This window comes from Methylophilus sp. YYY-1, from assembly GCF_029132825.1.
Taxonomy (GTDB): domain Bacteria; phylum Pseudomonadota; class Gammaproteobacteria; order Burkholderiales; family Methylophilaceae; genus Methylophilus; species Methylophilus glucosoxydans.
In genome coordinates this window covers 355,723-381,690 of the sequence record NZ_WOVG01000003.1, presented here as the reverse complement: position 1 = coordinate 381,690, position 25,968 = coordinate 355,723, and the positions used below count along the sequence as shown (strand labels likewise).

Annotated in this window: 28 protein-coding genes; 19 read left to right on the top strand and 9 right to left on the bottom strand. The window is 53.0% G+C overall.

All coding sequences use genetic code 11. The features are described 5' to 3' along the window. Positions 1-8: 8 nt before the first annotated feature. The 7 genes from nifE to GOC95_RS10830 all read right to left on the bottom strand — a co-directional run bounded on the left by nifE (position 9) and on the right by GOC95_RS10830 (position 6,935). The gene (nifE, locus tag GOC95_RS10860; protein WP_275357064.1) at positions 9-1,439 is read right to left on the bottom strand and encodes a nitrogenase iron-molybdenum cofactor biosynthesis protein NifE; all 1,431 of its coding nucleotides are present in this window, start codon (positions 1,437-1,439) and stop codon (positions 9-11) included. An 853-nt stretch (positions 1,440-2,292) separates the two neighbouring features. Continuing rightward, on the bottom strand, positions 2,293-2,631 hold the full coding sequence (gene fdx, locus GOC95_RS10855) for an ISC system 2Fe-2S type ferredoxin (RefSeq protein WP_194747286.1): 339 nt from the start codon (positions 2,629-2,631) through the stop codon (positions 2,293-2,295). Continuing rightward, positions 2,628-4,502, bottom strand: coding sequence for a Fe-S protein assembly chaperone HscA (gene hscA, locus GOC95_RS10850; protein WP_275357063.1), 1,875 nt, complete (start codon positions 4,500-4,502; stop codon positions 2,628-2,630). Before hscA ends, fdx begins: the two co-directional genes overlap by 4 nt. Positions 4,503-4,548: 46 nt before the next feature. Then, the gene (gene iscA / locus GOC95_RS10845; protein WP_275357062.1) at positions 4,549-4,872 is read right to left on the bottom strand and encodes an iron-sulfur cluster assembly protein IscA; all 324 of its coding nucleotides are present in this window, start codon (positions 4,870-4,872) and stop codon (positions 4,549-4,551) included. Between the two features lie 16 nt (positions 4,873-4,888). Further along, entirely contained in the window at positions 4,889-5,251 is a 363-nt protein-coding gene (erpA, locus tag GOC95_RS10840) for an iron-sulfur cluster insertion protein ErpA (protein ID WP_194747283.1), read from the bottom strand. Positions 5,252-5,260: 9 nt separating this feature from the next. Beyond that, positions 5,261-5,680, bottom strand: a complete 420-nt coding sequence (gene iscU / locus GOC95_RS10835; protein ID WP_194747282.1) for a Fe-S cluster assembly scaffold IscU — start codon at positions 5,678-5,680, stop codon at positions 5,261-5,263. Positions 5,681-5,690: 10 nt separating this feature from the next. Further along, complete coding sequence (locus GOC95_RS10830; protein ID WP_275357061.1) at positions 5,691-6,935, bottom strand: IscS subfamily cysteine desulfurase; 1,245 nt, start codon at positions 6,933-6,935, stop codon at positions 5,691-5,693. A gap of 391 nt (positions 6,936-7,326) precedes the next feature. Here GOC95_RS10830 and nifA point away from each other — a divergent pair, with 391 nt between their 5' ends. Next, positions 7,327-8,943: a nif-specific transcriptional activator NifA gene (gene nifA, locus GOC95_RS10825; protein WP_275357060.1), complete on the top strand. Its 1,617-nt coding sequence runs from the start codon at positions 7,327-7,329 to the stop codon at positions 8,941-8,943. 116 nt (positions 8,944-9,059) lie between these two features. Here nifA and GOC95_RS10820 read toward each other — a convergent pair whose 3' ends face one another. Both GOC95_RS10820 and GOC95_RS10815 read right to left on the bottom strand, forming a co-directional pair. Then, a complete protein-coding gene (locus GOC95_RS10820; protein ID WP_275357059.1) occupies positions 9,060-9,272 on the bottom strand; it encodes an AbrB/MazE/SpoVT family DNA-binding domain-containing protein in 213 nt (70 codons plus the stop codon). 215 nt (positions 9,273-9,487) lie between these two features. Next, the gene (locus GOC95_RS10815) at positions 9,488-11,407 is read right to left on the bottom strand and encodes a DUF4365 domain-containing protein (protein WP_275357058.1); all 1,920 of its coding nucleotides are present in this window, start codon (positions 11,405-11,407) and stop codon (positions 9,488-9,490) included. A 338-nt stretch (positions 11,408-11,745) separates the two neighbouring features. Between GOC95_RS10815 and nifB the strand changes: the two genes are divergently transcribed. The 18 genes from nifB to GOC95_RS10725 all read left to right on the top strand — a co-directional run bounded on the left by nifB (position 11,746) and on the right by GOC95_RS10725 (position 25,937). Further along, positions 11,746-13,305 (top strand): nitrogenase cofactor biosynthesis protein NifB, encoded by a 1,560-nt coding sequence (gene nifB / locus GOC95_RS10810; protein ID WP_275357057.1) that lies wholly within the window; start codon positions 11,746-11,748, stop codon positions 13,303-13,305. Positions 13,306-13,329: 24 nt separating this feature from the next. Next, a complete protein-coding gene (locus GOC95_RS10805) occupies positions 13,330-13,548 on the top strand; it encodes a 4Fe-4S binding protein (protein WP_194747276.1) in 219 nt (72 codons plus the stop codon). Between the two features lie 13 nt (positions 13,549-13,561). Continuing rightward, positions 13,562-13,954 (top strand): iron-sulfur cluster assembly accessory protein, encoded by a 393-nt coding sequence (locus GOC95_RS10800; protein WP_194747275.1) that lies wholly within the window; start codon positions 13,562-13,564, stop codon positions 13,952-13,954. Positions 13,955-13,980: 26 nt separating this feature from the next. Further along, positions 13,981-14,502, top strand: coding sequence for a hypothetical protein (locus GOC95_RS10795; RefSeq protein ID WP_275357056.1), 522 nt, complete (start codon positions 13,981-13,983; stop codon positions 14,500-14,502). After that, positions 14,495-15,355: a 4Fe4S-binding leucine-rich repeat protein gene (locus GOC95_RS10790; RefSeq protein WP_275357055.1), complete on the top strand. Its 861-nt coding sequence runs from the start codon at positions 14,495-14,497 to the stop codon at positions 15,353-15,355. Before GOC95_RS10795 ends, GOC95_RS10790 begins: the two co-directional genes overlap by 8 nt. Beyond that, the gene (locus GOC95_RS10785) at positions 15,333-15,674 is read left to right on the top strand and encodes a nitrogen fixation protein NifZ (RefSeq protein WP_275357054.1); all 342 of its coding nucleotides are present in this window, start codon (positions 15,333-15,335) and stop codon (positions 15,672-15,674) included. Before GOC95_RS10790 ends, GOC95_RS10785 begins: the two co-directional genes overlap by 23 nt. Further along, on the top strand, positions 15,671-15,955 hold the full coding sequence (locus GOC95_RS10780; RefSeq protein WP_275357053.1) for a nitrogen fixation protein NifZ: 285 nt from the start codon (positions 15,671-15,673) through the stop codon (positions 15,953-15,955). The genes GOC95_RS10785 and GOC95_RS10780 overlap by 4 nt, the downstream gene beginning before the upstream one ends. 17 nt (positions 15,956-15,972) lie before the next feature. Continuing rightward, entirely contained in the window at positions 15,973-16,314 is a 342-nt protein-coding gene (locus GOC95_RS10775) for a hypothetical protein (protein ID WP_275357052.1), read from the top strand. Continuing rightward, on the top strand, positions 16,311-17,477 hold the full coding sequence (locus tag GOC95_RS10770; RefSeq protein WP_275357051.1) for a cysteine desulfurase family protein: 1,167 nt from the start codon (positions 16,311-16,313) through the stop codon (positions 17,475-17,477). The genes GOC95_RS10775 and GOC95_RS10770 overlap by 4 nt, the downstream gene beginning before the upstream one ends. 21 nt (positions 17,478-17,498) lie before the next feature. Then, the gene (gene nifT, locus GOC95_RS10765) at positions 17,499-17,705 is read left to right on the top strand and encodes a putative nitrogen fixation protein NifT (RefSeq protein ID WP_194747269.1); all 207 of its coding nucleotides are present in this window, start codon (positions 17,499-17,501) and stop codon (positions 17,703-17,705) included. A gap of 11 nt (positions 17,706-17,716) precedes the next feature. Beyond that, positions 17,717-17,983: a hypothetical protein gene (locus tag GOC95_RS10760; RefSeq protein ID WP_194747268.1), complete on the top strand. Its 267-nt coding sequence runs from the start codon at positions 17,717-17,719 to the stop codon at positions 17,981-17,983. A 1-nt stretch (position 17,984) separates the two neighbouring features. After that, a complete protein-coding gene (locus GOC95_RS10755) occupies positions 17,985-19,166 on the top strand; it encodes a DegT/DnrJ/EryC1/StrS family aminotransferase (RefSeq protein ID WP_275357050.1) in 1,182 nt (393 codons plus the stop codon). Positions 19,167-19,200: 34 nt separating this feature from the next. Continuing rightward, positions 19,201-20,073, top strand: coding sequence for an SIR2 family protein (locus GOC95_RS10750; RefSeq protein WP_275357049.1), 873 nt, complete (start codon positions 19,201-19,203; stop codon positions 20,071-20,073). Between the two features lie 10 nt (positions 20,074-20,083). Continuing rightward, on the top strand, positions 20,084-20,314 hold the full coding sequence (locus tag GOC95_RS10745) for a zinc ribbon domain-containing protein (RefSeq protein WP_194747265.1): 231 nt from the start codon (positions 20,084-20,086) through the stop codon (positions 20,312-20,314). A 388-nt stretch (positions 20,315-20,702) separates the two neighbouring features. Beyond that, positions 20,703-23,042 carry a LamG-like jellyroll fold domain-containing protein gene (locus tag GOC95_RS10740; protein ID WP_275357048.1) on the top strand — a complete coding sequence of 780 codons (2,340 nt, stop codon included), beginning with the start codon at positions 20,703-20,705 and terminating at the stop codon, positions 23,040-23,042. A 78-nt stretch (positions 23,043-23,120) separates the two neighbouring features. Continuing rightward, positions 23,121-23,843 carry a PEP-CTERM sorting domain-containing protein gene (locus GOC95_RS10735; protein ID WP_275357047.1) on the top strand — a complete coding sequence of 241 codons (723 nt, stop codon included), beginning with the start codon at positions 23,121-23,123 and terminating at the stop codon, positions 23,841-23,843. A gap of 91 nt (positions 23,844-23,934) precedes the next feature. Continuing rightward, positions 23,935-24,357, top strand: coding sequence for a c-type cytochrome (locus tag GOC95_RS10730; protein WP_275357046.1), 423 nt, complete (start codon positions 23,935-23,937; stop codon positions 24,355-24,357). 296 nt (positions 24,358-24,653) lie between these two features. Then, a complete protein-coding gene (locus GOC95_RS10725) occupies positions 24,654-25,937 on the top strand; it encodes an alginate export family protein (protein ID WP_275357045.1) in 1,284 nt (427 codons plus the stop codon). Positions 25,938-25,968 lie beyond the last annotated feature (31 nt).

The window sequence follows — 25,968 nt, the reverse complement described above, 5'->3', positions numbered from 1 at the left end:
TGCTCCCTTCAGGCCGCGATGTCGCCGCTGGTCAGTGGCGGCTCATCGCTGCTGACCGCCGTTTCCCACGGCGCTGGTTGCCGCACCTGTTGCCACACCGGGTGATACAGCGATTGCGTGATGTTTTTGACCAGTTCCACCATGCCCACATAGCCCGCATACGCATGGTGACGTTCCTGGTTAATATCCAGCCACGGCATTTTGGCCTTGAGCGCCACAAACTGGCTGCGCCCACCCGAGAGCATGATGTCGGCCTTTGCTTCCTTGAGCATGGCATACATATCGCGTGGCCGCATGTCGTCTATCATGTGGGCATCCTCGCCCATGATTTCCTTGATCTTTTCCTTGTCTTCCTCGGTGGATTTTTTGACGCTGGTGCCCACCACCTCCATGCCTGCTTCCTGTAAGGCTGACACCACAGACCAGGATTTGACCCCGCCGGTAATCAGCAACACACGCTTGCCACTCAGGCGTAATTTGTAATCTGCAATCGCCGCCCAGGCGCGGGCTTCCTCGCGTGCAATAAGCGCTTCGGTACGCGTCATCAACTCGGCATCCGCCCCTTGCTGTATCAGCAGGCGGGCAATCTGGCGCAAGCTGTCGCTCATGTCGCCAATGCCGTAAAACGAACCTTCAAAAAACGGAATGCCATAACGCTCTTCCATCTTGCGCGCCACATTAATCATGGCCTTGGAACACACCATCATTGCCGCCTTGGCGCGGTGTGATTGCGCAACCTCGTGATATTTTGCATCGCCAGAGATACAAGCCAGCACGCGGATACCCAACTCATCCAGCAGTGGTTTGACCTGCCATAACTCCCCGGCCAGGTTATATTCGCCAATAATATTAATGTCGTACGGCGTGGTGTAATCAGGCTCCTGCGTGCCAATCACATGCGCCAGCAATGCTTCACCCGCCAGCTTGTTGCCCAGGTTTTTCGGCCCGGCAAAGCCAGGCGAATTCACCGGGATCACCGGCTTGCCAAATTTTTCACTGGCTTTCTTGCACACCGCTTCGATGTCATCCCCGGTCAGTGCAGGCACGCAGGTCTGGTAAACAAACACCGCAGGCGGGTCATATTTGCTGATAATTTCCCTGATGGCCTTGAACAGGCGCTTCTCGCCACCATAAATCACATCCAGTTCGTTCATGTCGGTGGTAAAGCCAGTTCTATAGAGACTGGAACCAGAGGATTTGGCGCCACGGTTATCCCAGGAGTTACCTTCACAGGCAATCGGCCCATGTACCAGATGCGCGACATCGGTAATCGGCTGCAAGGCGATTTTGGCACCATCAAAAGCGCAGCCACCGGCGGCGGCACCAGGCGTCAATTGCTTGGTACAACCTTTCTTGCGTGCTTTTTCATCCTTGGCCTGATTTTTATCGCAGCCGGGTTCATTAAACACGTCCTGAATTTTTTCGTTCAAACTTGCCATGACAAGACACCTTTGGAGTTCTTGTTGTGGTTATTGCAAGGAATGTGCCACGCTGTTTATGTGTTTTAACTGTATGAATTTAAAGAACATTATTTTAAGTTATTGAATGTCGGAAAGCAGACAAATGCGACAATCGGTGTGGGGATAGATGGCATGTTGTAGGGTGGGCAGGGATGCCCACGCGGGTGATTGTTTGTTACGTACTCTTTCGCCTGTAGGCGAGTTACTTTCTGTTGCTTGCCCCACAGAAAGTAACCAAAGAAGAGGGCACCCAGCCATCACGGCCTGACGGCTCCCTTGCGTTGCTCAACAAAGTAAGCGGTCACGAAACTCGCCCTGACAAGCCACACACTTCGTGGCTTGTTGCGGAGCTCAGACAGTCGCTCCCTTCTTCCTTACTTTGTCTCCGCTACTCAGCGTGATGGGATGGGATTTATCTCGCCAAAGTCACACTGTTGAAGTTTGAACCGTTCAAAAAAATAATTCTTTTATTCAATCCGCCAACAGTAGCAGTCGCATGGTGTTCAGGGGTCCCCATCTGCCGCGCCGAGTAGCGCAGACAAAATAAGATGAAGCGAGCGGCTGTTCGAATCCCGCGGTGGCCTGCGATTTGTGCAGGCCGCTAGGATGAGTTCTGCGAGCGCTTATTTTGGCGAGCAACGCAGGAAACAAGCGGAAGCTGGGGTGCACTTTCTTTTGGTTACTTTATCTTTGTGCAAGCAAAGAAAAGTAGCTCGCCTACAGGCGAAAAAGAACATCACAAACAACCAGTTATCCATGTTGGCATCGACAACCCATAAAAAATAGCAAAATGACCTTCTTAAATATCATCAAGCTTTAAAAGCAAAAGACCTTAATCCATCTCTCTGGCATGGTTCAAACTATATTTCGGTAAAGCAATCGTCAACGCTTCACTGCCTATCTTCACCTGGCACGCCAGTCTGGATTGCGGCGTTAATCCCCAGGCTTTATCCAACTGGTCTTCTTCCTCATCAGTGGCAGCCGTCAGGCTGGCATTGCCCTGCTGGATAATCACATGACAGGTGCTACAGGCACACACGCCGTCGCAGGCGTGTTCCAGGGCAATGCCCGCGTGTAGCAGAGTGTCGCACAGCACTTTGCCGGGTTTGGCTTCAATCTGCATACCTTGCGGACAAAGCTCGGGGTGGGGGAGGATGGTGAGTTGGGTCATACGGTCAGGCTTTCCAGATGCTGGCCTGTGAGTGCCTGCTGTATGCTTTGGTCCATGCGGCGTGCGGCAAAGCTGGCGGAGGCGTTGTTGAGGGCTTCGGTGGCATGGCGCAGGTCTTCGAGCTTGTTGCTGTCACCCATGATCAGGGTTTCCGCCAGCGCGTAAATATGTTGCCAGATATGGTCCCATTCGGCTTTGCTGAGCAGGTTGTGGCCGTCTTCGGCCATGGCGGTTTCGGTGGCGTCTAGTAAGCGTCTGGCTTCCACCTGGGCTTCGCGCAGGGCGCGCATGCGCTTGTCGTGTTCGGCGTGTTCGACACCCGCACGCAGCAGGCGGGTGATCTCGTCTTCGCTCAGGCCGTAGGAGGGCTTGATGCTGATTTGCGCAGCGACGCCGCTGGTTTGCTCGATGGCAGACACCGAGAGCAGGCCGTCGGCATCGACCTGGAAGGTGACGCGGATACGGGCGGCACCGGCTACCATGGGCGGGATGCCGCGCAGTTCGAAGCGGGCCAGCGAGCGGCATTCAGCCACCAGTTCGCGTTCGCCCTGAACCACATGAAAGCTCATGGCGGTCTGGCCGTCTTTAAAGGTGGTGAAATCCTGCGCGCGTGCCGTGGGCAGGGTGGCGTTGCGCGGGATGATTTTTTCGCTGAGGCCGCCCATGGTTTCCATGCCCAGCGACAGCGGGATGACATCCAGCAGCAGCCATTCCTGGTCTGAGCGGTTGCCTGCCAGCGCATTGGCTTGCATGGCGGCACCGAGCGCCACCACCTGGTCGGGGTCGAGGTTGGTGAGCGGTGGCTGTTTGAAAAAATCGGCCACGGCTTGCCGCAGTTGCGGCATGCGGGTGGCGCCACCGACCAGCACCACACCCTGAATGTCGTTTGTTTGCAAGCCTGCATCACGCAGTGCACGGCGCACCGGACTAAAGGTTTTGGCCAGCAGTGGCTGGCTCAGCTCAAAAAACAGTTCGCGGCTGAGGATGGCGTGGATGTCGCCGTGGCTGGACAGGCTGCAACGGAGTTCGGTGCTGCTCTGGCTGGTCAGGCGTTCTTTGGCCTGACGGCACTCGTTGAGCAGGCTGCGCATGTCGGCGGCATCCAGGGTGTGCAATTGCAAGGTGCCGCATAGCCACTGGTAGATGGCGAGGTCAAAATCATCACCGCCCAGTGCCGAATCACCACTGGTGGCCAGTACCTCAAACACGCCACGGTGCAAGCGCAGGATGGAAAAATCAAAGGTGCCGCCCCCCAGATCATAGACGCAATACACGCCTTCCGCGGCGTTATCCAGCCCGTAGGCAATGGCAGCGGCAGTCGGCTCGTTGAGCAGACGCAAGACATTGATACCGGCCAGTGTGGCGGCGTCCTTGGTGGCCTGACGCTGGGCATCGTCAAAATAGGCAGGGACAGTAATCACGGCGCCGGTGAGTTCACCGCCCAGGCTGTGTTCGGCGCGTGCACGCAACACCTTGAGGATGTCGGCAGAAATTTCGACCGGGCTGCGCACCCCGGCCACGGTCTCCAGTTTGACCATGCCCGGGCTGTCTACCAGGCGATAAGGCAACTGCCCCAGGTGTTGTATGTCTTGCAGGCCGCGTCCCATCAGGCGCTTGACCGAGACGATGGTGTTGCGCGGGTCACTGGCGGCGGCAAACTTGGCCTCCCAGCCCACGGTGGTCTCAGCCACCTGATAGCGCACCACCGAAGGCAGCAGGTGGCGACCATGGTCATCGGCCAGTGCCACACATTCGCCACTGCGCACGGTGGCCACCAGCGAGTTGGTGGTGCCGAGATCTATGCCGACGGCCAGTCTGTGCTGGTGGGGCGCTGCACTTTGCCCCGGTTCTGCAATTTGCAACAGTGCCATAGTCACTCCTCAGAATACGCTGCGCGGGCATGCCCCGCTGTGAAACTTAAACGCTGAAACTCTCGCCGCAGCCACAGTTGGCCTTGGCATTGGGGTTGCTAAACTTAAAGCCTTCGTTGAGGCCTTCTTTGGTGTAGTCCAGTTCGGTGCCATCGAGATAGACCAGGCTGGTTGGGTCTACCAGCACCTTGATGCCATGGCTTTCAAAAATCTGGTCTTCTTCACGCGCTTCATCCACAAATTCCAGCGTGTAGGCCATGCCGGAGCAGCCCGAAGTTTTAACACCGACGCGCAGGCCCAGGCCCTTGCCGCGGCTTTCCAGGAATTTTTGTACACGCCCGGCGGCGCTGGGGGTGAGAGTAACAGTCATGTTCGACTCCTGTGGTTTATACCGAGAACGAGCTGCCACACCCACAGGTGGAGGTGGCGTTAGGGTTGGTAATGACAAAGCGCGCGCCTTCCAGGCCTTCCTGATAGTCTATGGTGGCGCCCATCATGTATTGAAAACTCATGGCATCTACCAGCAGCGACACCCCGGCTTTTTCTACCACCATGTCGTCTTCGGCGACCTGGTCATCAAAGGCAAAGCTGTACTGAAAACCGGAACAGCCGCCACCGGTCACGTACACGCGCAGCTTGAGGCTGGGGTCGCCTTCTTCGGCCAGCATTTCGCTCACCTTGCCGGCGGCATTGTCGGTAAAAATAATCGGGGTCGATAAAATGTCGTCACTCAAAACGGCTTCAGTCATGGCGGGCTCCTAGGCTTGGGGCTGGCAGGCGTCGTACTCGCCCTGCTCCAGCCCGTTTTTGTTGCGATAATCGGAAATGGCGGCGCGGATGGCATCTTCGGCCAATACCGAACAGTGGATTTTTACCGGTGGCAAGGCCAGTTCATCGGCAATATGGCTGTTCTTGATGTCCATGGCCTGATCCAGGGTTTTGCCCTTGAGCATCTCGGTCACCAGTGAGGAGGAGGCGATGGCAGAACCACAGCCATAGGTTTTGAATTTGGCATCCTCAATTACCCCCTCGGCATTGACCTTGATTTGCAGCTTCATCACGTCGCCGCAGGCCGGTGCGCCGACCATGCCTGTGCCCACATCCTCGGCATTCTGGTCAAAACTGCCAACATTGCGCGGGTTTTCATAATGGTCGATGACCTTGTCGCTATAAGCCATATGTGTCTCCTTAAATAGCCGCCGCGCTGGGTTCGCGGTGCGATTCGGTGCCGTGCACCCAGCTCACGGAAGATAAATCAATGCCGGACTTCACCATCTCCCACAGCGGCGAGAGTTCGCGCAGTTTGCCGATCTTGGCGCCGATGAGCGCAATGGCAAAGTCCACGTCCTGCTCGGTGGTATACCGGCCAATCGAAAAGCGGATAGAGCTATGCGCCAGTTCGTCTTCACGGCCAATGGCGCGCAACACATACGAAGGCTCCAGGCTGGCCGAAGTACAGGCGGAGCCGCTAGACACAGCCAATTCTTTAATTGCCATCATCAGCGATTCGCCCTCGACATAGTTAAAGCTGACATTGAGGTTATGGGGCACACGCTGCTGTAAATCGCCATTGAGGTAAGACTCCTCAATCTGTGACAGGCCTGCCCACAGGCGGTCACGCAGCAAGCGGACGCGGGCGTTTTCTTCTGCCATTTCAGCCCTGGAAATGCGGAAGGCTTCGCCCATGCCGACAATCTGGTGTACCGGCAAGGTGCCGGAGCGGAAACCGCGCTCATGCCCACCGCCATGCAACTGTGCCTCAAGGCGTATCCTTGGCTTGCGGCTGACAAACAGCGCGCCTATGCCTTTGGGGCCATAAGTTTTATGCGCGGAAAAACTCATCAAATCGACTGGCAGCGCTTTCAGGTCTATCTCCACCTTGCCGGTGGCCTGGGCTGCATCCACATGAAAAATCACATTGTTTTCACGGCAAATTGCACCCAGCGTGGCGATGTCCTGGATCACGCCGATTTCGTTGTTGACCAGCATGACCGAGGCCAGCACGGTATCTGGCCGGATCGCTGCCTTGAAGGCTTCCAGATCGACCAGGCCGTTTTCCAGTGGTGATAAGTAGGTGGCGCTAAAGCCCTGGCGTTCCAGTTCGCGCACGGTATCCAGCACCGCCTTGTGTTCGGTGGTCATGGTGATGATGTGCTTGCCCTTGCCGCTGGCATAAAACTGCGCTGCGCCCTTGATGGCGAGGTTGTTGGATTCGGTGGCGCCGGAGGTCCAGACAATTTCGCGCGGGTCGGCATTAACCAGTGCGGCTACATGCTCGCGTGCTTCTTCCACCGCCGCCTCGGCTTCCCAGCCATAAGGATGGCTGCGCGACGCCGGATTACCAAACAGCTCGGTGAGGTAGGGAATCATTTTTTCCGCCACGCGTGGATCGACGGGCGTCGTAGCAGAGTAATCAAGGTATATCGGTTTCATACAATCAACCTGACAAAAGGTGGGTTCAGGCTAGCTTGAGCAAGCTCTGTGCCATGCCGGACTGGGTTGATTTAACCTTTTGATTTATATGTTAATTTATTAAATTCATGACCAGGCTAACAATGGAGGCTTGTCGTGTTTGTCGTGAATGCGACAAACAAAGCAGAGATATTGTTGTAAGGGTTGTTGCATTGTGCAGGTAGGCAGTTCACCTGCAACAGGTTGTAACAGTGGCTGAGACTATTTAATTATGTAAAACCTCTTGGTCAAATAGCCGTGAACCCCGTTTTTATCCGGGTTTTGCACCATTCGTATATATCAGCTTCAATGATCATGCACCCCGGCATGAAAATTGCTGAATTCAGCTTAACTCTTCATTTTTCAGGTGGGTATGATGGCGAACTTGTCGGATTCCAGCCACGTGGCACTGGTCACAATTTATGAGATAGGCAAGATACTCAGCTCCTCGCTAGACCTGCAGAAAACGCTAAGACAAGTGGTGAACCTGGTCGCTAACCACTTGGGCATGCAGCGTGGCATGGTCTATGTGCGCGACGATGGCGACAGTTTGCAGGTACTCGCCTCAGTAGGCTTTAGCAAAGAAGAGGTCGCACGGGCGCGTTTCAAGGTAGGAGAGGGCGTGACCGGCAGAATCTGCCAGATGGGGATGCCTGCGGTGATTCCTGACCTGGTGCAAGAGCCATTATTTTTGAATCGAACTGGTGCGCACCGCTCGGTGGAAGGCATGACCGTCGCCTATCTCGGTGTGCCGATTAAAACCGGGCGTGAAACCATAGGCGTGCTCAGTTTTGAGCGCTTTGCAGAAGACAAGCATGGCCTGTTTGAAGAAGACTTGCAGTTGTTGACCATGGTCGCCAATCTGATCGGACAGACGATTCTGTTAAACCAGCAGGTGACCAGTGATCGCGAACAACTGATGCAGGAGCGTCAGCGTTTGCAGAAAGAGTTAGCAGGCAAATACAGCATAGGCAATGTCGTCGGCCAATCCAAACGCATGCGCGAAGTGTTTGCCGATGTGCATATGGCCGCGCCCGGTAACAGTACGATCTTGCTGCGCGGCGAGTCAGGGACCGGCAAGGAGGTCATCGCGCGCTCCATCCATTTTTTGTCTTCACGCAAGGACAAACCGTTTATCAAGGTCAACTGCGCGGCCCTCTCCGAGAGCCTGCTCGAATCAGAACTGTTTGGCCACGAAAAGGGCGCTTTTACCGGTGCCATGCAAGAGCGCAAAGGGCGCTTTGAGCAAGCGCATGGCGGCACACTGTTCCTGGATGAAATTGGCGACACCTCGGCGGCTTTTCAGGTCAAATTGTTACGCGTATTACAGGAGCGAGAGCTTGAGCGCGTTGGCGGCAATAAAACCATCAAGGTTGATGTACGGCTCATTTGCGCCACCAACCGCAACCTGGAAGAAGCCGTCAACAAAGGCGAGTTTCGATCCGACCTCTACTTCCGCATCAACGTGATTTCCATCTCGCTGCCAGCCCTGCGCGAGCGCCGCGATGATATTCCACTGCTGGTAGAAAACTTCCTCGGCAAATTCAACAAAGAAAACAGTGCCCGTGTCAGCATCACCCCCGAAGCCATGAATGTGCTCAGCAACTGTCACTGGCCGGGCAATGTGCGTGAACTCGAAAACTGCGTTGAACGCTTTGCCACCATGGCGCGCAGCAATTTGATACGCGAGGTGGATATCCCTTGCCAGACCAACCACTGCCTGTCCTCCACACTGTGGAAATACCAGGCCCAAGGCACCGTGATTCCCATTGCCCCGGTCAATGTCAGCCCGGCCAGCCCACCGCCCCCGGTCGAGTTGCCGCCGCAAGAGGTGGCTGAAGAAATGCCCCTGACCGAGCGTGAGCAACTGGTGCAAGCCATGGAAAAAAGCGGCTGGGTACAAGCCAAAGCCGCACGGTTGCTTAATCTGACGCCAAGGCAGATGGGCTATGCGCTGAAGAAATACAATATTGAGGTGAAGCGGTTTTGAGTGAGTCCTGCGTAAGCTAGCCATAGGTTTGGCTGCCTGTTACTGCATGTGCTGGCAAAACTTTATGATGCGCGCGTCTGCCATCGCATATATGGCTCGTGCAATGCATGAGCAGGTTAATTGCTATCGAGAAAGTCGGCTGGGACATTGCTTGCAGCAAGCAACTCAAGAAAGTCGCTCCAGTCCGCGGGTTTGCTAGAAAGGATGACATCGCCAGTCTCTTCATCCTTACGGATAAACACTTCTTTGGTGTCAAATCGATATTCCGCTGGCAAGCGTACCGCCTGACTACGGCCATTGATAAATATTTTTGCAGTCTGACTCATCATCACTCCCAAGTTTTGACGTGGTAGATACCAAAGTGTATATCATCGGTTGGTAGCCATGCAGTTGGCGCATATACAAGATGAGATTAGTTGAAGCTGTAGCTTAGCCGTAATAAAACCCATAGAGGCAAGGGCTTTAATTTTGCATCTTTATCCAAACAAAATGTCGTAATGCAAGACTTAACCCCGTCGTGTTACTATTTCAGTTGACCGTAAACTTATGAATTGCCTAAATGAAGTACCTGTGTCCCATTAGGCGTATGAACTCGAAGTATAGGAGTTTCTTCACTTACTGTTCGATCCTGCTCAAATGACTCTATTAATTCGGTTATTAAGGCTCGCCATGAGTCTGCCATTTGAGCAGGAATTTGTGGACTACTAGGCATCATGCCAAGCGCCCATGGTAGGAATTCTTCGCCTACAAAAAAATGCGCAGCCTTGGCAGAAAGAATTGCCAAGTGAGCATTCCCAGAGTTAAGAGCGCATATGATCGAGTTAATCCATGCTTCCGCATCCCCACGTTGCCTAAGTGCGCAAGTTAAGAATCGGTATCCGGCAATTAAGTAATGGCCATTGCGATTGGCGAACACGCCCGCGTTAAAGTTAAGTCTAGCGTCAATTGCGTTCTTGTTCATAAGTGGGCGAAGGTGCGCAACGATTTCAACTTCATTCATAGATGTTGTTGATAACTGCATTACTTCGTGATCGCATTCCTCGATTGCCGAGGCAGTTTGCGACTCCAAATTCCACAAGTCGCAAAGTTCATTGCACACTAATAAAACAAGCTCAACATAGGTCCTGTTGCGTTCACCTACTTCAGGTAATGCCATTTGGAGCTGTTCGCTGGCATTTGCGAATTGACCCGCATGAAAGAGGGTATCTCCTAGGCGCCAACGGTTTTCGGGAGAGTCTTCCAGACGAAGTGCTTTCTCATAACAGCGAGAGGCCTCTTCGAAATTTCCTGTTTCGAAATTTGCTGCCCCGAACTCGCCCCAAAAATACGATCTGTTATCGTAAGCCGAATCTTTTGCTATGGCTATGCTGTATGCTTCACAGGCTTCGTCCCATTTCCCCTGTTGAGCCAGCGAGTTGCCCAAGTTATAAGCGAACGGACCTGCGTTTTCCGGTATGGGAGGACATTCCAGCCACTGCCGAAGTAAGGCCGCCCAGGAATGCGCCTCGCCATATCTCCACGATGAAGCAGCACAAGTTGTCGAGAACATTAACCACGGCAATGACGGATCGTCTTCGTCTTTTAGCAAAGGGGTAATTATTTCTACGGCCTGCATTAGGCCTAAAGAAAAAATCATTGCGTCAAAAAATTGAGGTCTTAGCTCTTTTCCAGCAGCGCGATAAAGAAGGGGGGCCGAAACACTAGCAAGTGATCTTGCAAAGAGAATTCGTTCATATCGACATGCGCAAAGAAATGTCGCGAATAGCGCATGCTCAACTAGTTCGTCTTCTGTTAGGTCATTTTCGTGGTGAAATACGAATCCCGGTAGGCCACTGTAGCTAGAAGCGATCTTGGTAGGAGCGAAGACCAACTGAAAATTGCCCATGGCCATCTCTCTCGGAAGAACCTTAAAGCTCTTTGAATTGACTGCGCTAGCGATCTTTGCAGCGATGATCGGCCCTAAATCATTGCCATCTAATTGCTCAATGGTGATTTCATATGGTGGGGTAAGTGGCTCAAATAGTGCCTGCCTTCTTGCATGAAGGTATTTTTCAACCTGCGTGGGAGAAGTGGCTACATCCCATGTCTTCAGTAACCCGGCCACGTCTAAGGAGTCATTTCCTGACTTGATAAGCCAAGAGACATCATGTAACCAACACCATCGTAACTCTTTCGTTGTATCAAAGTAGCGCAACAATAAAACCGGATCAGTATGTCCAGACCAGTATTCAAAATGCGAGCGGTCTAGACTTAAACGATCATTACTTATGTTCTTATCAGTGGCCTTAACTTGACCGTAGAAACGAATTCCAGTGCGGTCCCCATTTTCGGCAAATACTTCTACTTGGATGTCGATCCCATAGTCTTTGATAAAAGAATGAATTGCCCATGTGTCTGGAAATATATCTCGTAAGAAAGCTATTGATCGTTCTTCGAGGACATGGCTACGTATCCTATTGGACATGATATTGGCTAAAGTTTAAATAATTGGGGTCAGAGTAAAATTAAATATCCAATTCGTTGCTGATTAACTATGACAACTAACTCGGGCAATACAGCCCACTTACAAAGTGATAATCCCATAGATGCTAAAAAAATCCAAATAGCCTGGTAGCTACATATTTCATATATCAAACGCTGTTAGCAATCCGACAATCCGATCTCCCCTTTGTCACATAGCTGACAATCTAAATCTCATACATAATCCGATTTAATTCATTGATTTTTAATAAGTTATTTTTTATCTGCCAGATGGCATGCGAATTGCAATACTCCTTGTAAATTCATATTGAGGAGCATGCAATGGCAATTTCGGCAGAAAGCCCAGCGAGCACAAGTCGCTTGCGTCCCTTACCCGGCATTAAGGTGGAGGTGGCTGGTCAGGCGGCTTCCGGTTGTAGTACGACTGGTGGCGAAGGCAAGGCCAGTTGCGGTTCCTCCGATGGTCAGGGGGATATGCCTGCGGAAATCTGGGACAAGGTGAAAAATCACCCTTGCTATTCCGAGGAAGCCCATCACCATTATGCGCGCATGCACGTGGCGGTGGCACCGGCTTGCAATATCCAGTGCAATTATTGCAACCGCAAGTATGACTGTTCTAATGAGTCCCGCCCCGGTGTGGTGTCGCAAAAGCTGACGCCGGACCAGGCAGTGAAAAAGGTGCTGGCGGTGGCGAGCGAAATTCCGCAAATGACGGTGTTGGGCATTGCCGGGCCTGGGGATGCATTGGCGAACCCGGCCAAAACCTTTGAGACTTTCCGCCAGTTGCAGGAACAGGCGCCTGATATCAAGTTGTGTCTTTCAACCAACGGGCTGGCGTTGCCGGACTATGTGGACGAGATTGCCAAATACAATGTGGATCACGTCACCATCACCATCAATATGGTAGACCCGGACGTGGGTGCCCAGATTTATCCCTGGATTTTTTACAACCACAAGCGCATTTACGGCCGCGAAGCCGCCGAGATTTTGACCGAGCGGCAAATGCTGGGGCTGGAGATGCTGACTGCGCGTGGCATTCTCACCAAGATCAACTCGGTGCTGATTCCCGGCATCAACGACGAGCACCTGTATGAGGTGAACCGGGCGGTGAAAGCGCGTGGTGCTTTCTTGCATAACATAATGCCGCTGATCTCAGAGGCTGAGCATGGCACTTACTTTGGCCTCAATGGTCAGCGTGGGCCCACTGCGCAGGAGCTCAAGGATGTGCAGGATGCCTGCATGGGCGGCGCCAACCTGATGCGGCATTGCCGTCAGTGCCGCGCCGATGCGGTGGGCTTGCTGGGTGAAGACCGCAGTGATGAGTTTACCCTGGACCAGATTGAGCAGATGGACGTGGTGTACGACATCGAGAAACGCCGCGCTTACCAGGAACAAGTCGAAGCCGAGCGTCAAGCCCAGCATGCCGCCAAGCAATCGGCACTGGCCGAGCAGGGCGCTGACGATGGCATGAAAGTGCTGGTGGCAGTGGCGACCACTGGTGGCGGCAAGGTCAACCAGCATTTTGGCCATGCTGACGAATTCCAGATTTATGAACTGACTACCAGCTCGACCACGTTTGTCGGTCACCGCCGGGTGGATTTGTATTGCCAGGGCGGCTATGGCGAGGATGAGCAATTGCCTTCCATCGTCAATGCGATTAATGACTGCCATGCCGTATTGGTTTCCAAAATCGGTGCTTGCCCACGCGATGAATTGCTGGCGGCAGGCATAGAGCCGGTGGAGGAGTACGCCCACGAGTTTATTGAAAAAGCCGCTTTGGGCTGGTTTGCCGGTTACCGTGCCCGCGTTGCCAGCGGCGAAATTACCCATATTCCACGCGGCGATGCTGCGATTCGACAAGGCGCGTTTAAAGCAGCCTGAGCCATACAGTAAAGGAGACCTCACATGGCATACAAAATTGTAACTTCCCAATGTACAGGCTGTTCAGCCTGCGAGCCGGAGTGCCCTAACCAGGCCATTTATGAAAAAAATGGCGTGTTCATGATCAAGCCGGAAAAATGTACCGAGTGTATCGGCCATTTTGACGAAGCGCAGTGTGTGGCGGCGTGCCCGGTAGATAACACCTGCATTATCGATAACGCCTATCCGCGTTATCAGGCATAAACGGAGAACCGACATGGAACTGACGATCACCCCCAAGGCAGAAAAGTTTATCAGCCGCATGATTCGATTTAATGGCGGCACCGACCAGCACGGTTTTCGGCTGGTAGTTAGCCCTGGTGGCTGTTCTGGCCTGAGCTCTGAGTTTAGTGTGGAGGCCGCGCCTTTTGCCGGGGATGCCATTGTTGAGGCCAGCGGCGTACGCCTGTTTTTACCGGCTGAATCGCGCATGTTACTGGATGGTGCCGTGGTGGACTTTATGGATAGCCCGATGGAGTCTGGCCTGACCTTTCTCACCCCCAACAGCGGCAGTTGCGGTTGCGGCAGCAGTGGCGGTGGTCATGGCGACCATGCCAGCCATGGTGGCCCGGCGACAGTCAGTATCTCCAGTATCCAGCGGAAATCCTGAGGATTGCCAGCGGGTAGGGTGCGGCCATGGATGCTGACTTTAAACCGGAAGTGCTGGAAAACAGCTGGTTTGCCGAGCGCTACCGCGCCTTGCCTGCTGTGGCTAGCGAGCAACTCCGATTGGCCAGTATTCACTACGCCGACAGCAGCCGGGCCGAAACGCATCTGGTCATGGCGCGCATGATGGCGCCCCACAATCCTGCCGTCAAGGTAGCCGAATACCGTTTTTATTTCTATCAGGCCCGGTTGCAGGAGGCGCTGCGGGTGGCCGAGCAATGTATGGGAATGACGGCGTTGGAGCTCGGTTTTCCGCTCAGTTGGCGGCTTGTCAGTCCGCAACATGGTCAGTTTGAAAGTGATGAACCCGCCCACCGCTTTTATCTATTTTGTCTCAAGGCTTATGCCTATTTGCTGATGCGGCTACAGCGGTTGCAGGCTGGACGGGAGGCGGCAGAAAAACTGATGCAGCTGGATCCGGCCAACAAAGTGGGCGGTCAGTTGCTACTGGATGTGCTGGATCGGGCAGACCGGGAGGCTGAGGATGATTGAGCCCGGATCTATGGATCGCTTGCAGGCAGAAAGACACTGGATGGACAGTGATTTGCCTGCGGTTGACTGGCAGGGTAACGCCTTGTCATGTTCCTCCTGTGAGCATGCGGAATTAAATGCGCAGGGGCTATGCCAGTTGATGCGCAGTTGTGTGCATGACCGTTATGCCAAGCGCATAGACCGTTTTTTTAGCCAGCATCCGGCATTGGCCGTGCGCTATATTGACCACCCATATTTTGAAGTGCGGGCAGTGGCGGCCAAGTTTCTGGATGTTTTTCACCTGAACCGCCTGGTCAGTGATGTGGATGAAACCGTACGTGCCAGCGTTGCTTTGCGCTTGCCGTCACATTTGTTGCACAAATTCATCTATGACCCTGACCGTGAAGTTCGCATCCGGGTGGCTTTGCGCTTACCCGAATCTGAACTGGGCAGTCTGTTGTATGACAGCGATTATTACGTGCGTGTGATCGTGGCACGCCGCATTGCCCCCACACAGCTGTTTTATCTGATGCACGATGCCGATGCCTCGGTACGCCGCGAAGTGGCGGAGCGTATCGGCATGGACTGGCTGCCTTTACTGGCAAATGATAGTGCGCAGGAAGTCCGTTTGACGGCTATTCGCCGCTTGCCGGTCGCGATGTTGCCTGCATTCCGGCTAGATGCCGACTGGCGTATTCGTTTTGAAGTGGTGTTGCGCATTGCGCCCGAGTTTTTAGCAGATATGAGCCGCGATAGCGACGAGGCGGTGGCGATGGCGGCTGTCGCCAGGTTACATCCGAATCTGCAACCCTCTGTCCTGACCCACCCGAATGAACATAAGGAGAGCGTCCATGGCGACCAATATCGTACGTGACAGTGATGTCGTCGAACTGGTGAATCCGCCCAAGTTTGACTATGGGCAAAAGGTGCGCTCAAAAAAATATGTGCGCAACGATGGCACTTTCCCCGGCAAGGAAGTGGGCGAGATTCTGGTGAAAAAAGGCGATGTCGGCTATGTCACCAGCATAGGCACGTTTTTGCAGCAGTTTTATATCTATGGTGTGGATTTTTACGAGCTGGGTTACCGCGTCGGCATGCGTGGCAAGGAGCTGGAAGCCGATGCGCCAGAAGATGACGATGAAGACCTGCTGGCCGATGAGGCCGCGCAACAGACAGAGGAGGCATCAACATGACTGAAGTCGTAAACGCAGGCGCCAGTCTGGCCGGGTTTAATCTCAGGGAGCCGCGTACGCCGCGCTTTCAGTGGGGGCAGCCGGTGATGACCCTGGTGGACTTGCTCAATGATGGCAGTTATCCCGACCTCGCCGAAGCCGCCTTGCTGGCCGAGGCCGGGGCGCGCGGCGAGGTGGTCAATGTTGGCATGGTGGAAGACAGTGGCATCCCGGTCTATTTGGTGGAGTTTGCCGATGGTAAGGTCATCGGCGTGCTCGAAGAGGAGCTGGCCCCGGTGTAAGGGGCCTGCACACAGTGATGGCAATGCCGGTCACCTCTCTGTGTCCACACCCCAACGCGGTGGACCGTCTGCGTATCGAAAAACTGCTTGCTGGGCGCAGCCGCTACAAATACGTGGCGGCCACGGTCACGCCCTGTACCGACGGTTATCTGGTGCGCAGTCCGTGCTGTTCGCGCACAGTAGACCCGCAGGGCGGCGAGATTGATATTGCCCGCATTGAATACCAGTCCGGTGATTTCTGGCGCCTGTATCGCAAGGATGATATCAGGCAATGCTGGCGCGCGCATGCGGAGTTTCACAGTTTGTCCAGCTTGCTGGATGTGCTGATTGCAGATGTGAATCGGGAGTTCTGGCGATGACATGGCTATATCTGGACCATAATGCAACCACGCAGCCGCTACCGCAAGTGGTGGAGGCCATGCTGCCCTGGCTGAGTACGCACTATGGCAATCCGTCCAGCAGTCATCCGCTGGGGCGCCAGGCGCGCGAGGCACTGGTCAATGCGCGTGCCAGCGTGGCGGCTTTTTTGCAGGTCACCCCGGCTGAGGTGGTGTTTACCAGTGGCGCCACCGAATCCAACCATCTGGCCATCCTGGCGGCTTTGGCCGCCCGGCCCGAGCGGCGGCAGATTGTCACGAGTGCAGTGGAGCATACCTCCACCCGATTACTGCTGGCACAGCTGGCAAAACAGGGCGTGGAAGTGGTGGAAATTGGCGTTGATGCACAGGGACAATTGTCCATGCCGGAGTTGCTGGCAGCGGTGGGGCCGCACACTGCTCTGGTCAGCCTCATGCATGCCAATCATGAAACCGGGGTGATTTTTCCGGTGGCCGAGGTGGCCGAGATTGCGCACCGCCATGGCGCGCTCATGCATGTGGATGCGGCGCAAAGCGCAGGCAAGCTAGCGTTGGACATGGCCGCACTGGGCTGTGATTTGCTCGGGTTTTCTGCGCACAAACTTTATGCCGCCAAAGGCACAGGTGTGCTCTATGTGAAAAAAGGTCTGAGCCTGCAACCTATGCTATGGGGCAACCAGGAACGTCATCGCCGTGGTGGCACCGAAAACCTGCCCGGCATTGTCGGACTGGCCACCGCCTGCGATGTGCTGGGCGGAGACCTTGCCACCCATGCCAGCCGCATGGCGGCATTGCGTGACCAGTTTGAACAGGCGGTGCTGCGGGCACTGCCTGCCGTCGAGGTCAATGGCGGCGGTCCCAGGGTGGCCAATACCAGCCATCTGTGTTTTGCAGGGTTAAGTGCGGACTCGAGTACAGACCTCAATGGCGAGGCCTTGCTGCTGCGCCTGGAGAAACAGGGGGTGCTTGCCTCGCGTGGCAGTGCCTGTAGCGCAGGCGGCAATCAGCCTTCGCATGTGCTGCTGGCCATGGGCCGCAGCGAGCAGCAAGCCTTGTGCTCATTGCGTTTTTCGCTGGGCATACACCATACCGCCGCAGACATGCAGCAGTTACTGGCGGCTGTGGTCACCAGCGTCAGACAGTTGCAACTGCAACAGGCCGCCTAACCTCATTTGAAAGGAAACACGATGAAAGTGATGATACGCCGTACCGAACAGGGCTTGTCGCTCTATGTCCCGAAAAAGGACCTGGAAGAGCCGATTGTCGAACAGGAAAAGCCCGAGTTGTGGGGCGGCAGCGTCAAGCTGGCCAATGGCTGGCTGCTGAGTTTGCCGGAAATGGCCGCCGATACCCGCCTGCCGGTAACGGTAGAAGCGAAACGCATCGGTGAGTAAAGGAGAAAAGGATGTGTATTGCTGAACAAACCCTGAACGAGATTGTGACGGCGCTGGGCGATTTTCGTACTGTGACCAGCAACCCGCTGACCATGTTGCGCGAGTGCTATCCGGACATCAGCTTTCTGCGCATGGCCGAGCGCGATATGGATGAAGCGCCATACTGTCGCCTGAGTGATTTCAACCTGTATTTGCTGGATACCCGCGAGCACTGTGTCAAACTGACCCGTCAGCTCGAGCATGCCACCGGCATCGTACTCACCCAGCGGGATGCCTGACATGGCCGACCAGGCTTATGCGGGCAGTGCTATCACCTTGAGCAGCGCCGATTATGGCGAAGCCGAGGCTGCTGCGTTGGCCATGGTCTTGCAGCGCAATGCACAAAGTACAGGTCCGCTTGTCCCGGCGTTTGAACAGGCTTTTGCCAGCTGGCTGGGGCGCAAGCATGCCATTGCCGTTAGCAGCAGCACCATTGCCTGCCTGCTGGTGCTGCGGGCGGCCGGCGTAGGCAGTGGCGACAGCGTCATTGCGCCCTCGTATAGCTGGCGTCATCTGGCGCATGCCATCCACTGGAGCGGGGCGCAACCGGTGTTGAGCGAGATCGATTACTGGTCGCAAACCCTGGCAGCAGACAAGATTGAAGCTGCCTTGCAGCGGGCACCACAGGCCAGGGTCAAGGCCCTGCTGGTGAATAATACCAATGGTCATCCGGCAGACTGGCAGGCTTTGCGCACCCTGGCACGTGCCCAGCAATGGTTGCTGATAGAAGATGCCAGCGAATCTATCGGCTCGCGTTACCAGGGCCAGCTCACCGGCAGCTTTGGCGATGCGGCGGTGTTTGATTTCAGCCAGCCGTCTGCCCTGTGTTGCGGCAAGGCCGCTATGATCGTCACCGATGATGACACGCTGGCGCTCAAGCTCAGGCATTATCGTCAGCATGGCCATGACGACCAGGCCTCGCTTAGTGCCAGCCTGCGGCCACCGCTGGATGCCGGTATCAGCGAGCTCACGGCTGCATTGGGTCTGATTCAGCTGCAACGCCTGCCGGAGATACTGGCCAAACGCAAACTGGTCGAAGCCTGGTATCAGGCACAGATCTCCAGTTTTGAAGGCATCAAACCGCCTTATATCGCCCCCGGCGTTGATGAAGTGCACTGGACGCTGTACTGCGTGCATCTGGGCACCCGTTTTTCAGCCAGTAGCCGTGATGCCATGGTCGAAGACATGTCCACCGAACTGGTGGAGGCCGCAGCCTACTGCAGACCCCTGCATTTGCAACGTGCCTATGTCGAGCACTACGGCATGCGCAAAGGGCATCTGCTGGTCACCGAAAAAGTGGCAGACCGCGCCATTGCACTGCCTTTTCATGGCGGGCTCACTGAAGACCAGATTGCCTTTATCGTCAAAACCGCCAAGGACGCCTCCATCAATGTCGGCGCGGGTGCGGCCATTTATCTCTAATCCCGCAACACTTTGTCATCACAAGGAATACAACATGTCCACGCAAGCATTGCCAGAAAGTGAACTGCAAGCCATCCGTCAAAGCCTGAGCGCAGGCAGTGTGATTCCCTATCTTGGGCCTGCCGTGCTGGAACTTGCGCCGACCACCTGCCAGGTGCCCGCCACGCCGGAAGCGCTGGTGGCCATGCTCACCACCAAGGTCAGCGTGCCACACAAAATCCGCAACAACCTGACCGCCGCTGCCCAGTTCATTGAAAACTTCAAGCACCGCAAAACACTGGTCAACCTGATGACGGAGGCCTATGCCGCCGGGGCCAGCCCCAATGCCTTGCACCGCTTTCTGGCCGCTTTGCCCAAGAAGCCGCTGCTGGTGGTGGATAGCTGGTATAGCAATGCCATGGCACAGGCGCTGGCCGGGCAGCACAACTGGGGCATGATACAGGGCGTGTCACAATCTGAGCACCTCGGGCAATGGGTGCACTATGTCGAGCCCGATGGCAACAGCATAGAAGCCAGCGAAGCCGATGCCTGGACCACCGTGCTTTATCAGCCCCTGGGCAGCAACCAGCCCGCACAAAACTATATTATTTCCGATTCTGACTATGTCGAGGTCCTGACCGAAATCGACATCCAGACCCCGATTCCGCCTCGCGTACAGGAGCTGCGCTATGGCGCGCACTTTCTGTTTATGGGATGCCGCTTTAACCACCAACTCACCCGCACCTATGCCAGACAGATTATGAAACGCTCTTCGGCGCAGCACTGGGCGGTAATTGCCGGGCCGCTGACTCGCATGGAAGAAAAATTTCTGGCCGAACAGAAGATACGCCGTATCGACCTGCCGCTGGCTGATTTTGTGCACTGGCTGCAAACCGCCGAGCTGGCGCAACCGCTGGTCGCTGCCTGAGGAGCCCGCCATGCCCTTGTACGATTTTCAGTGTAGCCAATGTGGCAAAACTCAAGAGCTGTTGCTCAAACTCAATGCTAGTGCGCCCGCCTGCCCGCATTGCGGTGGTACGCTGCAAAAACAAGTGTCCAGACTGGCTGAACCCGGCAAAACCGCTGGCATCATCGCCAGCGCCAGGGCGCAAGCCAAGCGCGAAGGGCACTTCAGCAACTACGCTGCTGCCGAAAGAAAAAAGCTGTGATGCGCCATGCCTAGGGTAAACCTGACCGACGCTCTATATAAGCTTCGCAAAGGGCGCGCGCGTTAACAGTTTTTCTTTGTCCCCAGAGTACCTTCACGAAATGATGTCAGTCCTCAATGAGCGGGATCCTGACGCATGCTTGTCGCTTTACCCCCCTTTTCCCCCTGATCAATGATTAAGCGTGTAGAACTCGGTCGGTAATTTTGTGCAAGCGCAAGGTGTGACATTTCTTGAGATAACGACTCAAGCGTTTGCAATAGGCAGGAGGGGGAGGTGTAGTCTTGATTTAATAATACTATCGTTTAAATGAGGCTTAGGATTCATATTTAAACTCTACATTTCATTTCTGACAACCAAGCCACTGTTACATTTAATTTGGAGAGTAGAAATGAAAGTCTGTCATCGTATAGGCCTGATGTTAGCGGGTGTTTTCATGCAAAACCTCGCTTTTGCCCAAGGCGTGTCAAGTTTCGGGATTGCTGTTTTGCCCGATACGCAATTTTATTCACGCTATGCTACACCTGCAGAAGGTAATCAATTTATGGAAAGATATGGCTCTGAGCCATATACATCGCAAACAAGCTGGTTGGTGCAAAACTCAAAAAAATACAATATTCCTTTTGTGGTTCACGTAGGGGACGTCGTGGATCAGCAAAGTAAGATTCCCCAGTGGGAAGTTGCAAGTAAGGCAATGAAAATACTTGAGGATGGTGGTGTGAATTACTCCATTCTGGCAGGGAATCATGACGTCACTTACGGATGTAGCTACTGGGGGTCGCAAACAGATTGTACAGATGAGCAAAGAACGAGTAACGACAACTATTTAAAGTACTTTCCTACTTCCAGAGCCCAAAAACAAGGCACTTTTGGTGGGCGTAGTCCTAATGGCTGGCATGAATATCACATTTTTACGGCTGAAGGTCAGCAGTATTTGGTCCTTGCTCTTTCGTGGCGTGCATCGAATTCGGCCATTGCATGGGCTCGTCAGGTGATCAAGGATCATCCTACGCTCCCTGTGATTTTAACGAGTCATGAGTTTTTGGCGATACAAAGTGACGGTGTCAATGTTGTAGAAACAGACTACAGTAACTTTTTATGGGATCAGCTGATCAAGGATAATGATCAAATATTCATGGTGGTTTGTGGTCATAATCACGGCGCTGGGCACAAGGCAAGAATCAATAGTTATGGCCACCCGGTGTGGGAGATGGTGGTTGACTATCAAATGGCTTACCAAGGTGGTAATGCACAAATGCAGGTATATGAATTTGACCTGACCAATAACAAAATTAATGGCTTGTCATTCTCGCCTTGGGTACCAGAAAAGCCTGAATCTACTGTGACACAGTTTGACCGTGCACTTTTAAGCGGGAATGGCAATGATTTTTCTGTGGATATGGATTTTGCAGAAAGGTTTAAGGGATTTAATTCCACATTCATTGCGGGCTCAACAAATTACCACACATCTATTGTCGAAGAGTTGCGTAATGATATTGCTGAAAGCTTCACCGAGCCGTCAGAGCCTGTCATTCTCACACCGCTAGATCGGGATGATTACGCACATAGCGGTAACACCCTGGCACATTGGAAATTTGATACCGGCACAGTGGGCACTCCTGTCATCAATGGCTCTGATAAGTATGCCGTGCCTGATCAAACCGGAAAGAATCCATTGCACTTTGAGGGTAAGTCTGGCGATATTATGTGGTCAGCCGATCATCATGCCTATTCCGCCTCTAATGGTAGCGTTTGTTTTATGACAAACGACAAGACCAAACCCAATCCTGCTTTCTTTTTTACCGATGGTAACGGTGCTTTAAGTAATGAGCAATTTAAAAACTCAGGATATACCGTTGAAGCTTTCGTGAAAATTGCCAAAGACTGGACACCGGCGAATGGTGCCTGGATGAATATTCTGACGCGTGATATGCCCAGAGGTTGGATTGGTGGTTATCAAGGGGGTGACGGGGGTGAGAGCTCACTGTTATTTGCGGTTTCTAGCCTTCGAGAGTTTCAATGGGAGCCCACTACCTTTTTAAGTTCAGGTGTTGCCGAAAAAACAAACTGGTCAGGGGAGGTGATGGCCGATACATGGGAGCATGTTGCGATTGTGAATGATCCTGTGACACATGATACAACGATGTATGTTGCAGGCGCTCCGGTTTTGCGTAATGTCAAATCAGCCGTTGGGATCGCAGGTTTAAATTGGGCTGCCTGGGTTGTTGGCGCCGGTCAATATGGTGGCTGGCAAGGCGGGCATGTCAACGGGTTCCGTGGTTGTATCAACGAAATTCGTATCACCAACGCAGCACTGACTCCCGATCAGTGGCTAACCGCTCGTAAAAACAGGGTTACCCCAGCCGGTAGTCGTCAAGTGGTTAACGCTACAAACAATGATGATGAAATCATTGTCACGGGCGGATCTATGTTCACTGGAGGTAATGGTCACAATACTTACGTGTTGCGTTCGATCCGGGATGCCGGTGCTACGGTTACCGATTTCATTGTTGGGCGTGATAAGTTGAACCTCATCCAGTTGCTGAAGGCGGTTGGATATAAAGGAAGTGATCCAATCGCAGATGGCTACGTGCGTGCAGTCAACCAGGGGGGCGATACCATTATTCAGGTGGATACTGATGGCGCTTCAAGACCCACTGCTTTCCGTACACTGATTACTTTGAAAGCAACAACCGCTAATAAAATCGACAAGAATAGCTTTTATTTCTAACGATTTTTCTTAAACAACTCAGGGTGGTGCAGATGATGAGCACCACCCATTCATGAGTCATATCACAGGAGTATTAAAATGAAACCGCAATTGATTTTACGCAATGTGTTAATCGCTTCTTTAATGATCTTTTCAGTCTCGGGCCACGCAATGGCAAACAACCTCCAGGTACAAAGTTACACAGGCGATGTTGGCAATTTGAATAATGTATGGACGCTCACCACAGCCTCTAAATTCAACCAGGATGATTATCCCCTTGATGCTGGTGCGCTGAATGTTTCAGGCAATGAGCCTGAGCAAACAAATATTGGCACAGGGTTGGAAAACTATCTAGGTTTGGCTGATGGCAGTTTGGATATTGACTCCTTCAGTGCGCAAGCTTACGAGGGCTCTGCAATGAAGCTGAGTTTCAACTTAAAAGCGGGCGACACGCTTTCTTTTGACTATAGCTTTGCTACGCGCGATGTAGGCGCAAGTAACATTGGTGAAGACTACAGTTTTATCGTGATCAACGGCAAATTGTCTACCTTAAGCGATGTGGGTAAAACAACTGCAAGCCATGCCTCCGGTAATGATTTAGCGAGTACTGGTCTCACCAGTTTCTCATTCAAAGCAGACCACACGGGTAATTTCGATATCTATTTCGGCGTGGTTGATATTGGCGATTTCAATGCGAGTTCTACACTGCGATTGTATGGTTCACAGCTGGTTGCTGCAGTCCCTGAGCCAGATACCGCGATTCTGTCACTGATGGGCTTGGGTTTGGTTTGCTTGGTACGCAGGCAAAAAAGAGACGTTTAGTCACAGGTTTTTAAAGGGTTAACACATGGCTGCTACCAACTATTAGCAAGTGTAGTAGCCATATTTGACAATCTCAGCGCAGCCAACACAAATGAATATTGTCAGTTTTTTTTCAATATCAACTCAGTTAACTCGACTCATTTTTTTATCAGTGATTGCATCTAGCACACTCCCTGCAAAAGCGATGCAAAATGGACTGTCTCCATTGGAGGAACCACAAAATAAAAATCCATATCGGGGCAATCGCACGGCAGAAAATATTGGTTATCGGTTATATAAAGCGCACTGTGCCCTCTGTCATGGGGAAAATGCTGTCGCCCAGGGCAAAGCCCCAGATTTGCGTTTTTTACCTACGGCAGAAGAGGGGGATGCTTTTTACTTCAAATCCGTGCATGAAGGAAAAAACAGTAGCAATAGCAAAATATCCATGCCGGCTTTCGCAGATAAATTGACCCAAGAGGAAATATGGGCAATTCGTACCTGGTTGGAAACTATACCCAATGGCGATGAGTAATTCTAATCAGTAACATGACATACCGCTTGACTCGAGCCCGATTGTGAGAGCATGAAAGGCTATTGTCTTTTTGTGTTGAGACTAAATCAACGCTTATTCTCAACTTGTTAATCGTTTACAGACTGCTCCTGGCAGTCCTGATTAACCAATGACAAGCCAGCCACCAGCCGGTTTTCTGTATTCATTGACTCGGGTATCAATTCAAAAAATGGGGCAGATTCAAAACGATAATGCATGAATTGCCTTGCTGCGATCACGGTTATTATTTGCCATGATTGATTAATGGGGTGACAACCATGCAGCATATTCCCAGGCTAGGTAGCCGTCTTTTGTTGGGCCTTTTGCTGACTTTTCATGCTGCGATCTATGCAGAGGAAGGCGGCGTGAGCAGTGTGTATGAGGCGATTCACCAGGGCAAATCGGTATCACAATTCCGGTTTCGTTATGAGTATGTAGACCAGGCCAACAAGCCAGACGACGCCAACGCATTGACCTTGCAGTCCTTGCTCGGATGGCAAACCGCGCCGTACAAAGACCTCAGTGTCACGGCGCAGTTGATCAATGTGAGCCATTTGAATCAGGATTTTTACGATAACAATCTGGGGCGCAATCATTCCAGTCCGTTGCCAACGGTGCAAGATCCTGAAATCACGGATATTAACCAGCTCTTTATTGATTACACCGGTATTCCTCATAGCAAAGTGCGGCTAGGCAGGCAAATCATCCGGATTGATAATACCCGTTATGTGGGCGATATTATTTTCAGGCAATCGTCTCAAGTGTTTGACGGGCTGACCTTGACCAATCACTCGTTGGCAAATACCGAGTTTTTGCTGGGGCATTATGAGCATTTACGCCAGGCTACAGGCAAATACCGTAATACCAATTTTGATATTGTGCATGCCAGTTATCAGTATGCGCCCAAGGCGAGTGTCACCGCTTACGGCTATTTTATGGATCAGCCTGAAACAGGCCAGAATACTGGCGTTTTGAATAATTCGCACAAGGATATTGGCTTGCGTTTTGATGGTGCGCTAGATGTGCACCCTGACTGGCGCTGGTTACATACGCTGGAGCTGGCCAGGCAAACCGCCTACCAGGGCGGCGCCAGTGCCATTGATGTGTCTTATCGTAGAATGGGCTTGGGGCTGGGTTACAAACAATGGTTTGCCAGGATCGATCAGGAAATTCTATCGAGTAACCGCGGCTTATATGCGTTTCAAACGCCGTTTGCCACCTTGCATCCTTTTCAGGGCTGGACTGATTTGTTTACCACCACGCCGAGGCAAGGCATGATAGACCGCTATTTGACGCTAGGTGGCAAGTTTGAGCAGTGGACATTGCATACCGAGTGGCACACCATGTATGCCGATCAGCGCTATCAAACGCCGTCAGGCATGGGCGATCATTACGGTAACGAGTGGGATGTTTCCTGTGCTTATCAATATACGCCCAAGTTGCAGGCTAAGTTTGAGTATGCACGGTTTTATGAGAATGAAACGTTAGGCAGCAGCCTCACAGCGACCTCACGCAAGCCTGATACCACCAAGAGTTGGTTGACGTTGTTGTATCAGTTTTAATTCTTTCTTGCTGGCCAGTCCCAATCGAAGT

Coding starts and splice junctions, on each gene's coding strand:
- nifE (WP_275357064.1), bottom strand. CDS start 1,439: ATGGCAAGTTTGAACGAAAAAATTCAGGACGTGTTTAATGAACCCGGC.
- fdx (WP_194747286.1), bottom strand. CDS start 2,631: ATGACCCAACTCACCATCCTCCCCCACCCCGAGCTTTGTCCGCAAGGT.
- hscA (WP_275357063.1), bottom strand. CDS start 4,502: ATGGCACTGTTGCAAATTGCAGAACCGGGGCAAAGTGCAGCGCCCCAC.
- iscA (WP_275357062.1), bottom strand. CDS start 4,872: ATGACTGTTACTCTCACCCCCAGCGCCGCCGGGCGTGTACAAAAATTC.
- erpA (WP_194747283.1), bottom strand. CDS start 5,251: ATGACTGAAGCCGTTTTGAGTGACGACATTTTATCGACCCCGATTATT.
- iscU (WP_194747282.1), bottom strand. CDS start 5,680: ATGGCTTATAGCGACAAGGTCATCGACCATTATGAAAACCCGCGCAAT.
- GOC95_RS10830 (WP_275357061.1), bottom strand. CDS start 6,935: ATGAAACCGATATACCTTGATTACTCTGCTACGACGCCCGTCGATCCA.
- nifA (WP_275357060.1), top strand. CDS start 7,327: ATGATGGCGAACTTGTCGGATTCCAGCCACGTGGCACTGGTCACAATT.
- GOC95_RS10820 (WP_275357059.1), bottom strand. CDS start 9,272: ATGATGAGTCAGACTGCAAAAATATTTATCAATGGCCGTAGTCAGGCG.
- GOC95_RS10815 (WP_275357058.1), bottom strand. CDS start 11,407: ATGTCCAATAGGATACGTAGCCATGTCCTCGAAGAACGATCAATAGCT.
- nifB (WP_275357057.1), top strand. CDS start 11,746: ATGGCAATTTCGGCAGAAAGCCCAGCGAGCACAAGTCGCTTGCGTCCC.
- GOC95_RS10805 (WP_194747276.1), top strand. CDS start 13,330: ATGGCATACAAAATTGTAACTTCCCAATGTACAGGCTGTTCAGCCTGC.
- GOC95_RS10800 (WP_194747275.1), top strand. CDS start 13,562: ATGGAACTGACGATCACCCCCAAGGCAGAAAAGTTTATCAGCCGCATG.
- GOC95_RS10795 (WP_275357056.1), top strand. CDS start 13,981: ATGGATGCTGACTTTAAACCGGAAGTGCTGGAAAACAGCTGGTTTGCC.
- GOC95_RS10790 (WP_275357055.1), top strand. CDS start 14,495: ATGATTGAGCCCGGATCTATGGATCGCTTGCAGGCAGAAAGACACTGG.
- GOC95_RS10785 (WP_275357054.1), top strand. CDS start 15,333: ATGGCGACCAATATCGTACGTGACAGTGATGTCGTCGAACTGGTGAAT.
- GOC95_RS10780 (WP_275357053.1), top strand. CDS start 15,671: ATGACTGAAGTCGTAAACGCAGGCGCCAGTCTGGCCGGGTTTAATCTC.
- GOC95_RS10775 (WP_275357052.1), top strand. CDS start 15,973: ATGGCAATGCCGGTCACCTCTCTGTGTCCACACCCCAACGCGGTGGAC.
- GOC95_RS10770 (WP_275357051.1), top strand. CDS start 16,311: ATGACATGGCTATATCTGGACCATAATGCAACCACGCAGCCGCTACCG.
- nifT (WP_194747269.1), top strand. CDS start 17,499: ATGAAAGTGATGATACGCCGTACCGAACAGGGCTTGTCGCTCTATGTC.
- GOC95_RS10760 (WP_194747268.1), top strand. CDS start 17,717: ATGTGTATTGCTGAACAAACCCTGAACGAGATTGTGACGGCGCTGGGC.
- GOC95_RS10755 (WP_275357050.1), top strand. CDS start 17,985: ATGGCCGACCAGGCTTATGCGGGCAGTGCTATCACCTTGAGCAGCGCC.
- GOC95_RS10750 (WP_275357049.1), top strand. CDS start 19,201: ATGTCCACGCAAGCATTGCCAGAAAGTGAACTGCAAGCCATCCGTCAA.
- GOC95_RS10745 (WP_194747265.1), top strand. CDS start 20,084: ATGCCCTTGTACGATTTTCAGTGTAGCCAATGTGGCAAAACTCAAGAG.
- GOC95_RS10740 (WP_275357048.1), top strand. CDS start 20,703: ATGAAAGTCTGTCATCGTATAGGCCTGATGTTAGCGGGTGTTTTCATG.
- GOC95_RS10735 (WP_275357047.1), top strand. CDS start 23,121: ATGAAACCGCAATTGATTTTACGCAATGTGTTAATCGCTTCTTTAATG.
- GOC95_RS10730 (WP_275357046.1), top strand. CDS start 23,935: ATGAATATTGTCAGTTTTTTTTCAATATCAACTCAGTTAACTCGACTC.
- GOC95_RS10725 (WP_275357045.1), top strand. CDS start 24,654: ATGCAGCATATTCCCAGGCTAGGTAGCCGTCTTTTGTTGGGCCTTTTG.